The 8,860-nt window shown below is 54.9% G+C and carries 4 protein-coding genes; 1 reads left to right on the top strand and 3 read right to left on the bottom strand.

The genetic code is table 11. From position 1 onward, the window contains the following. Positions 1-3,812 (bottom strand): Ig-like domain-containing protein (locus JQ621_RS35050; RefSeq protein WP_212241758.1); only part of this gene is annotated, 3,812 nt, incomplete at its 3' end. A 504-nt stretch (positions 3,813-4,316) separates the two neighbouring features. Between JQ621_RS35050 and JQ621_RS35045 the strand changes: the two genes are divergently transcribed. Further along, positions 4,317-4,589 (top strand): hypothetical protein, encoded by a 273-nt coding sequence (locus tag JQ621_RS35045; protein ID WP_212241756.1) that lies wholly within the window; start codon positions 4,317-4,319, stop codon positions 4,587-4,589. 1,268 nt (positions 4,590-5,857) lie between these two features. On the opposite strand, the gene JQ621_RS35040 is transcribed toward JQ621_RS35045, so the two are convergent. Together JQ621_RS35040 and JQ621_RS35035 are read right to left on the bottom strand one after the other, a co-directional pair. Continuing rightward, positions 5,858-6,142, bottom strand: coding sequence for a hypothetical protein (locus JQ621_RS35040; protein WP_212241754.1), 285 nt, complete (start codon positions 6,140-6,142; stop codon positions 5,858-5,860). A 1,618-nt stretch (positions 6,143-7,760) separates the two neighbouring features. Beyond that, complete coding sequence (locus tag JQ621_RS35035; RefSeq protein WP_212241753.1) at positions 7,761-7,970, bottom strand: hypothetical protein; 210 nt, start codon at positions 7,968-7,970, stop codon at positions 7,761-7,763. Positions 7,971-8,860 lie beyond the last annotated feature (890 nt).

Genomic DNA, 8,860 nt, shown 5'->3' with positions numbered 1-8,860 from the left:
TTGACCGCCGCACTGCCCGCCGTCGCCGTGCCTGTGATCGTCACCCCGGCCGCAGCCTCGGTCTTGTTGATGACGTTATCGCCGGCAACCGGTGACGTGATCGCAATCGTCGGGGCGGTGGTATCGATAGTTACCGCCTGGTTATCGGTGGTGCCGACATTGCCGGCGGCGTCGACAATCCGGACCTGATAGCTGAAGCTGGCCGTATGCGTGGTCGGATCGATATAGCTCCAGCTCGTTGCCGTCGACTGCGTGACGTCGGCCCATGTAGTCCCATTGTCACTGGAGACCTGGATCTTCTCGTCCGAGGCCAACGCGCCGTTGGTGCCCGACACCGTCAGCGTCGTGTCATTGGTGATGAAGTCAGTCGACGAGCTGCCACTGTCGGTCGCAATCGCCGTGATCGCCACCGCCTCTGCTGGAGCCGTGGTATCTAGCGTGACAACGACAGCATTGCTTGTTCCGAGATTTCCTGCAATATCAGTTGCCTGCGCAGTCAAGCTATTCGCGCCGTCGTGCAACGAGACCGTTGTGCTCCACTTCCCATCTGAACCGGCGATCGCCGAGCCCACGGATTGCCCATCATCGAACACCGTGACAAGCGAACCGGAATCGACGAGATTAATTGTTCCGGCAACACCAACGGAGGCTTGGTTGGTGGCTCCATCGCCACCATCGATTGTAAGCGTCGGAGGTGTTGTATCGACAACAATCGCCTGTGCTGCAGAATTTATCGAGATGTTTGACGCATCAAGAACGCGCACCTGATAGGTGAAGCTTATATTGTGCGCAGTCGGGTCGGCAAAATTCCACGTCGTCGCGGTATTCTGGGTGACATCCGCCCAGCTAACTCCATTGTCGCTACTAACCTGGATTCTTTCTCCGCCAACCAGCGTGCCATTGGTTCCGGAGACGGTAAGCATCGTGTCTTTGGTGATGAAGTCGCCTGTTACGCCACTATCAGGATTGATTGAAGTTATGGCGAGCGGCAACGCGATATTGAAACTAGCCGTCGAGCCTGCGCTCTTGATAGAATCAGTAACTTGATAGTTCAGGACAACGTGGCCGCTGAACCCAGCCGTTGGACTAAAGGTCCATGTCTGGCTATCGATCTGCGATATAGTGCCGTCGCCGCTCTGGATCGATAAAGAGGAGATAGATAGCGACGGACCATCCACGTCGACGACGTGACTAAGGAGGTCTCCAGACAAGATCGTATAGGGAACGCTCTCCTGTCCATCCTGCAAACTGACTGGAGAAGCAACGGGAGCGAAATCCGCTACACTAATCGTCGGCTGCACACCGTTGTGAACCGTCACAAATACTGGAATCGTAAGTGTGCCAGTGTCAGCGGAAAGGGTTATTACGAATTCCTGCGTTGCGTCCTTACCGTAGGCGAGCGCGGCAAAATCGCTCCTATCTTCAACAAAAGTCCAGTGGATATGCCCCGAACCATCAAAGCTTGCGCCGAAATTCGGCGTCGGATTGCCGAATTGGTCGGCGACGCTAATTTGGACACCGGTACTATCGCCAGTGAGCGTAATCAAACCATCTGCGGTCAGGGTGCTCGACGAACTCGCGGTTTCTACGATAACTGCGCTATGCCCAGATGTCGGATCGGCGAAAAAGATGTTGTCGTTGCTTCCAAACGCAACGTACTGACCACCGGCACTGATTGCGACACCGCCCGCCGCGGCAACTCCCCCGCTTTCCGATACCAACTTATAGATCGGGTTCGCCGGAGACGTAACGTCGACGACGTAAACATCCGGGACTGAGTTAGTGTCATCGCTCGTAAGCTGAGCATCGCTAGTGAAGACGATGAAATGGCCATCCGGACTTAAAACGGGACTATAGCTGCTCCCCGAGTTATTGGTCGTTTGGAAAACAATAGAATTAGTTTGCAAATCGTATAGGTAGATCTCCGAGTGTCCAGTTGGATCTGTGCTTTGGTACGCAATAAGATGGCCATCGGCACTCACGGTCGGCGCAGCCGTACCTGCCCCCGAAATCGTGCTGGCTACGTGCACTATTGTCGCTGTCGATCGATTAAACGCGTAAAGATCACCAGATCCGCCAGCTGACTGAGCATCAGAGTTCCAGAATGCAATAACGTGACCGTCAGCGCTGATGGCCGGCAACCAGAGGGCCCCCGAACTTCCAACTGCAGCTGGAGAGATCGCCCCCTTCAGACTGCCTTGGATATCGTAGATCGCAATATTGCCAGAGGCTTGCGCCGCGACGATCGTCCCGCCGTCTCCGCTAACCGCAGGTGCCTGCCCTAAGCCAAGCAACGTCCGAACGTGATAGTGGTTAGAATCTGACGGATCAGTGCCATAGACGAAAACGTAACTGCTGCCCCCATTGGAGCCCTGATAGAAGATGTAACGTCCGTCAGAGCTAATCGTGGGCGATTCATAGCTCCAACTATTGGCGGGGGAAGCAATTGTCGTCGTAGTATTTGTCGCACGATTGTAGAAATAGATCGCGCCATCGGGATCATAGACAACATCCCCGTTTGCACTCATCACCGGACCTGTGTGATCTCCAGATCCAGTCGTAATCGACACGACGCTGGGCGGAGTCACGACGAACGGCAGGGAGACAACTTTGACCGGAGTGATGATTGGGTCGATTGTCGGCGCCAGTTGCTTGGTTAGTGATGGATCAATGCTTGTAGTCGTGGAGACCACGACCGTCGTCGACGCCGTCTGAACGCTTCCGGTTTGAACCTTAGTTGTTCCGGCCGGCGGCTGATATTCGGTCCCCGGCGGGTTGAGAGGCGGACTCCCTGCAAACTTGGTGGTGGAGTTCGGATTGGCGTTGTTGTTCTGATGATCACTGTTGTCGGTGTGCTGGGGCAGATTAGGAAATATCTGCTTAGCCGCATCGTAGGTGCTTAGCACCTGCTGAAACGCACTAAATTCCTGCGCTACCTGATCTGGCGTCTTGTTGACCTGCTGCGCGATGACATCGAACGTTGCAGTCGGGGTAAGAGTAAGGGACGTTCCGTTACTCGTTACTGTCCCGATCAGGACGCCCGCATTGTTAAAGACTTGAACGGCATGGACGGTACCGTCCTGCTGATCGACTACCGAGATGGACACTTTTCCATCAGTCGAGGAAATGTCGAGGTTAACTGCCGTCCCGCGGATACCAATCGATGCGACAGGCGTCGCGACCCGCATATCGCCCGTTTTGGCAACTTGGCCAGCAACAAAGCTCGCTGCACCTTGCACCAGCGTCAAGAACAGACTGTTGGATGTACTGTTCGGATCGTAACTGAGATCGTTCAACAAGAATCGCGCGTTAGCGGACAGATTGAAGGTCGAGCCATCATCAAGCACGAGACCGATTGTCGAATTGCTGCCAGTCTGAACGACATCATTTTGATAGATCGCGTCCCCAACGTTCGCCACGATCGTCACGCCGTTACGAACGATGCTCGCGCTTCCCGTCATTTTGGCGACGTGGCCGACGACTTTCCCCGCAACAGCTTGGGGACCCGCCTGCGCATAGACAGCGTGTCCGGTCAAGGCGTCGACAACATTGGGCGAAAGCGGCGCACCGTCTGGCGAGACAAGGAACGGACGGCTGTGACCAACGCTCTTGAAATAATCAGGGATAGTGAAATGACTTTGGTGATCCGAAATGATCAGATCTTCACCTGCGCGCCGATACTCGCCGGAAAAAAGAAGATGAGAATCAGGCACCAGGAAAGTTGGTGCCCCGTTCAGGTCAACTCCTTTGAAGTCGAATTGGGCCTTATGTCCGCCAGAGCCAGCGGAACGAAGCCAGCCGCTATAATTCACGGAGCCCCCACAAAAAAATGAATAAAACGTTAAAACTCCGCCAATGTTGCACATCGTTTTCGCCGCGAAAAGGACGAAATTCTACAAGGTTAACTTCGTAGGTTGCACCGAGCGAGCAGTGGCAGTTTCGATTGAGGTAATATAATACCTACGTCTATAAATCGATTTATTAGGCCTCTGATAGCGATCAGCTGAAGTTCAGTTCCGCCTACTTCCATTCGAAAGGCGAACGCAATTATTGAGCGCTTGCGGTTGGCACCAGCAGTCCCTAACCGGAGCAGAACCTTTCGATATTCCGCCCACAGATGGAAGGAGAGCTTGGACAGTCCTACATTCTCAAAGAGCGCATCGCCCCGAGGAATACTTGACGCAGCCTCAACACGAAGTGCGATTGAGATTTATCAGCGGAAGCGCGATCGTGTTGCCTTAGGAGACCCTGAGAGCCTGTGGATGGTTGGTCCCGGAACTGAAAAGGTATGTTCTTCGACAACACAAAGGAATCTCATGCGGAAACTACATTGGATCGCCGCGTTAGCTGTTGCACTAAATGCATCTATTTCTTCAACGGCTTCTTTTGCAATCAGCGCCGAACTGGCAAAAAAATGCAATGCATTGAAAGCTGCGGCATTTCCACCTCGCATACCTAGCAACCCCGCTGCCGGTAGCGAAAAAGGAACGGGAAGAGACGAAATTGCTTTCTTCAACAAGTGCATTGCAAACGACGGCAAGGTAGACACCGCTGCACCGCCTGGACCTGCGGCGGATGACAAGCGCTAGCAAATCTGTACCCGAGCCAGCCAACTAACATGTTGCGCGTCAGGCTTGAGGGACTAGCAATTCCGAACGCCAAGCGTGACTTTTGCCCAGCGAGCAGGAGCGCGACTATAGCTAAGGGCAGCCAGAGCAACCCGTTTTAACAAAAGCTTCGAATAGTCTGTTCGAGTCATGCGCGCTTTACCGCAAGCGTGGCATTAGCGACGCCAGCATGTTCAAATGGAAGGCTAATTCCAGCGGCTTGACGTCTCGGCCAAACGGCTGAAGACGCTGGAGGACGAAAATCGGACCAGCCATTTAGTTCAGATTTGAATCCTTAATTTCTTTACGAGCGAGGAGGACACGTTCTGCGCATATTTCATCGCGGATGCGGTTCTGGAGCTTTTTGAGCGCGGCCAGCCGCTTTCGGATTACCATAATGGAGCGAACGTCTTTCGATGTCTTCGGCGACAAGGTTTCCACGGCTAAAGCCTCCAGCGTGGGAAGCAACATACCAGCTTCGGCCAGAAGGAATTGTGACCTGCCTTACAAACCGCTTTCGCAGCAGCGCCTCGACAACCCAGACCCTCCAAAGGCATGGACCACTCCCGACAGAAAGGTGGGCCGCCAGACTTGGGGCGGTATCGCTAGCGGCCCGTACCGGACGATTGAAATTGTGGTCCTGAGGTTAGCTTTAGGGAGAGACCAGCCCCATCCGGTGCCACAATGAATACCGGCGGTGCACTGGCAGCTTCATGCCGAGGTTCCGATAACCTCACTTTGTAGGGTTAAACTGGCTTTCTCGAGGCGCTCGTCGTCGCGCATCGACGCTTAGCGCGCACTTCAAACACCCACGTTATCGAGCCGTGCGATTGCTGTTATAATTAGGATTTGCCGACACAGCCGGTTGTGCACCTTGACCGATCGGATTTTGGAATGGATTAGCAGTCGGCTGGGTGGCGACCGGAGTTCTCGAATGCCTTTGCGAGGGTCGAGCCTGCGATGTGGTCTGGGCACCACCAGCGCTGACCTGGGCTGCAGCGGGAACCATCGAATAGCCGATGACGAGTGCGGCCATAGCGAACCTCCTCATTGTATTGCTCTCCAGCTTACCGTTTGATCTCGCGAAAAGATCTATGTGAAACTCAAGCTCCTTCCAGAGAGTTCCTACTGGGCTGCGATTGATCCATCACTCCGCAATAGAGAATGATTCCTCCTGCTCTGCCAATCGCCTCCTGAGGGCGCAAGCAATTTGGTCAAAGCGCGCGCTCAAACTTAGGGCTTGTCTATGGCTAGTTGGGCGCGCCATCGGCTGTCGCGTGAAGGATAATCTTGTCGAGCAGATCCCGGAGCTTTTTCGCGGCTTCCAAAGGGATTTTGAGATCTGCAACCACCACTAGCGGGTTGGGTGAATTGTTTAGCCTCGGATGCTTCGGAAGGGTCGTGGCAAGCGACAAGTCGACAATCCGTTGGATCGTATCATACGAGGCTTCCGGAACTGCGTCGCAAAAGATGATCGGCGTGCCTCGGTGGCGATCAACTTCTTGGTCTTGTTGGGTCGAGAGACGCTCGTGCAAGATTTGTCCTCCTTTGATGTCCGCAAGAAATCAACCAAAGGGGGTAAGCGCCAAGGTGGTAAAGTATAGGACCAATATCCCACGAAGCGAGCTGGAAGGAAAGCTGTAAAGTAAGGCGGCTAGTTGACAGCAGCCATCGAACACGCACCACGCCAGCACGCCCAGCCCCCTCTCCAAATGGTTGTTTAGCCTTGCTTACTCAACCTAATCATTTGAAGAATCGATGTGAGCGCAGCTCCACGAGCTCCTCGCATGAAGTCGAAAGAACGCGGCCTGTTACTGAGGTGAAGCCTCTAACTTTGGCCTGCCGCCCTTAAGGGAACTGATTCGTACCACGATGGGAGTGAAACCACATCCTTGGAGAGAGTAGACGCGGAGCCCCGAGCCGCTGGACAGTTGCTTTCCCGCCATCGTTGAGATTGGCTGGATCCCATTTTTGAAAGCAATAATAGACTTTACAATGCCGATTTTTTTGTCGTGCAGCCTCTTCCTGCTAATCTTGTCTGTTGCAACGGCATTTGCCTTTCCTCCGCAATGCACCGCTCAGTACGGTACGGCAGCATCTTTCTGTGCCGCCTCTTACGGTTGAAACGTCGAGGGGACGATGAACAACAGCAAACGACAAGCCGAACTGATGGCATGCACCGCAAAAGAGTAGCACGCGGGAGGCGCCAGAACTGCCGTGAAGGGAGTGCCAGTCCCGAAAATCGGAGGAAAACAATTCAGACGCCGCCTGGCCGACCGTGCTACTGTACCGAATGAAGAGTCTAACAGCCCTAATTTTTTTGACAATCTGCACTCCGGCTGCGGCTGCCGATCCGCCGCCGCCGATGAGTCTAACGTTTTCGTTTCTCCACCCTAAAGACCACTGCACTGGGTACTTTCAAAGTCCTGAGATACGCTTTCAAAACGTTCCCGCCGGCGCGACAACCGTCCGGATCGATTTAACGCAAAAAGGCTCTGAGATGGGCGGTCAGGAAGTATCACTTCCGACCTCGCACATTGTGGCCGCCGGTACGATACATACGCAGGGCCCCTGCAATCCAGGCGTCTACACTTATAGTGCCTCGGTCCAATCTCCTCTGGGACAGATCCTCGCGAAGGCCGAGCAATCGAGGGCGTTTCCCAGCGACGATCTTGTCCAATAGTCGGCAATCCTCAAGTGGAGCGGGCCAGAAGTTACGCTGCCCATCAGGCCCGAGACCTGGTTGCCGCCGAACAGCCTCTCCAGGAGGACGACGACGATGATCCACTGCGCGATGCTATAGTGCCCATTGCCCCCGACAGTCTTCGGTGTCTGCCTTGAAGGGAGTGAGCCGACGGCCCTGCAGAGAGCGGACTACAGGCTCTGAGATCTCGGTTGTCGCCGGTCTGCCGGTTGATGCGCCGCAACTCTGCCTTGAGCTGGTCGATCTTGAGCTTGGCTCGACGTGTGGATGTGCGCTTGGTTTCGGTCAAGCCGGCAAGACGCTCGATTATGTTTAGCTGCGCCAGCAGCATTCGGTTGGCGTCTGTCATGCGGGCGGATATTGTCCGCCGTGTTCGCGGCGGTGAAGGCCATCTGCGCTGCCTGAAAGAGTGCACTAGGATTGAAGATAGCCGCAGCTGCCAATTTTGTTTAAATATCTAACTGTTGGGCACGCGGAGCGGCCACGAACGCGATCATCTTTTTCTGGAGATTGGCTGGTTTTGCCGTTTTGATTTTGCTGCTGACGCAGATTTCAAACACCGTCAGCCGGCGGATCGCCGAAGCCCGGTTGGCGAGGATCGTCGCTCGAACGCCAACCGGATATTCCTTATTGGGCTCGACGGTGGTTCGCTTGGCCATCGCATTTTGGCGTCGCACACAAGTTGAATTCGTCGATACCTATGATCCGCTTAGGCCATTCCCTGCGTCTGCCACGATTACACTTCGCCTGCTGCGTGTCGCTGACCCCGCGTCCATGTTCGATAACCTAGACCGACGGCTCGGGGCATGTTCTAGGCGGGTCAGACTGTTCTAACAGATCCTTAGGAAAGGGTGGCATTACACGAGGCGAGCGCTGGAGGAACATATATCTCCGATCTGACGATAAATGGGTCGCACCCCTCGGTCGAAACGTCCCTGGATCATGGACACCGGCGGGGCTGACCTGCTTTTTATTGTCGCCTACACGTTGCAATTCCTTGAGCTTGGGCCTTACGGACATCCCGCCAGGTTAACGTTGACTGTCGTCAACGGAAAGAAGGTTTGGTACGGCACCCGCTAGACTGACCACACTCCTGAAGAGAGTGGACGACTAGGAACCAACGTCTCCATCGAGCGGTTGAGCCTTTTCACGGAGAGGAGAAGGTCATGAACCGCACGTCTATCCTTGTTACCGCGCTAATACTCGCGACCTCGCCCGTCCTGGCACAGGGTGGCGGAGGCGGAGGTGGTGGCGCCGGAGGCGGTGCCGGTGGAGGAGCAGCTTCAGGTGACGCTTCCAGCAATAGCGGTGCATCGGCCACAGTCAGCTCCTCCAGTGCTGGAACTACGGCAGGAAGTGCCAGCGGAAACGCCGCCATCGCCACCAATCCAAGTAGTGCTCTTTTTTCAAATCCGGTCGGACAGGGTACAGCGCCGGCCGCCTCAAACTGAACCGCCCCGGGATTGCCGGACGCCATTTGGTTTAAGTTATGCCGCCATGGCGGGTTGTTCCAGCATGGCGTAGTAGCGTTGCTCGGCCTCGGCCGGCG

The sequence above is a fragment of the Bradyrhizobium manausense genome (genome assembly GCF_018129685.1).
Classification (GTDB): domain Bacteria; phylum Pseudomonadota; class Alphaproteobacteria; order Rhizobiales; family Xanthobacteraceae; genus Bradyrhizobium; species Bradyrhizobium manausense_D.
This window is presented reverse-complemented; position numbering and strand designations above follow the sequence as displayed.

What these genes read in the sequence shown, in the direction of transcription:
- JQ621_RS35045 (WP_212241756.1), top strand. Translation starts at nt 4,317, where the DNA reads ATGCGGAAACTACATTGGATCGCCGCGTTAGCTGTTGCACTAAATGCA.
- JQ621_RS35035 (WP_212241753.1), bottom strand. Translation starts at nt 7,970, where the DNA reads ATGGCCAAGCGAACCACCGTCGAGCCCAATAAGGAATATCCGGTTGGC.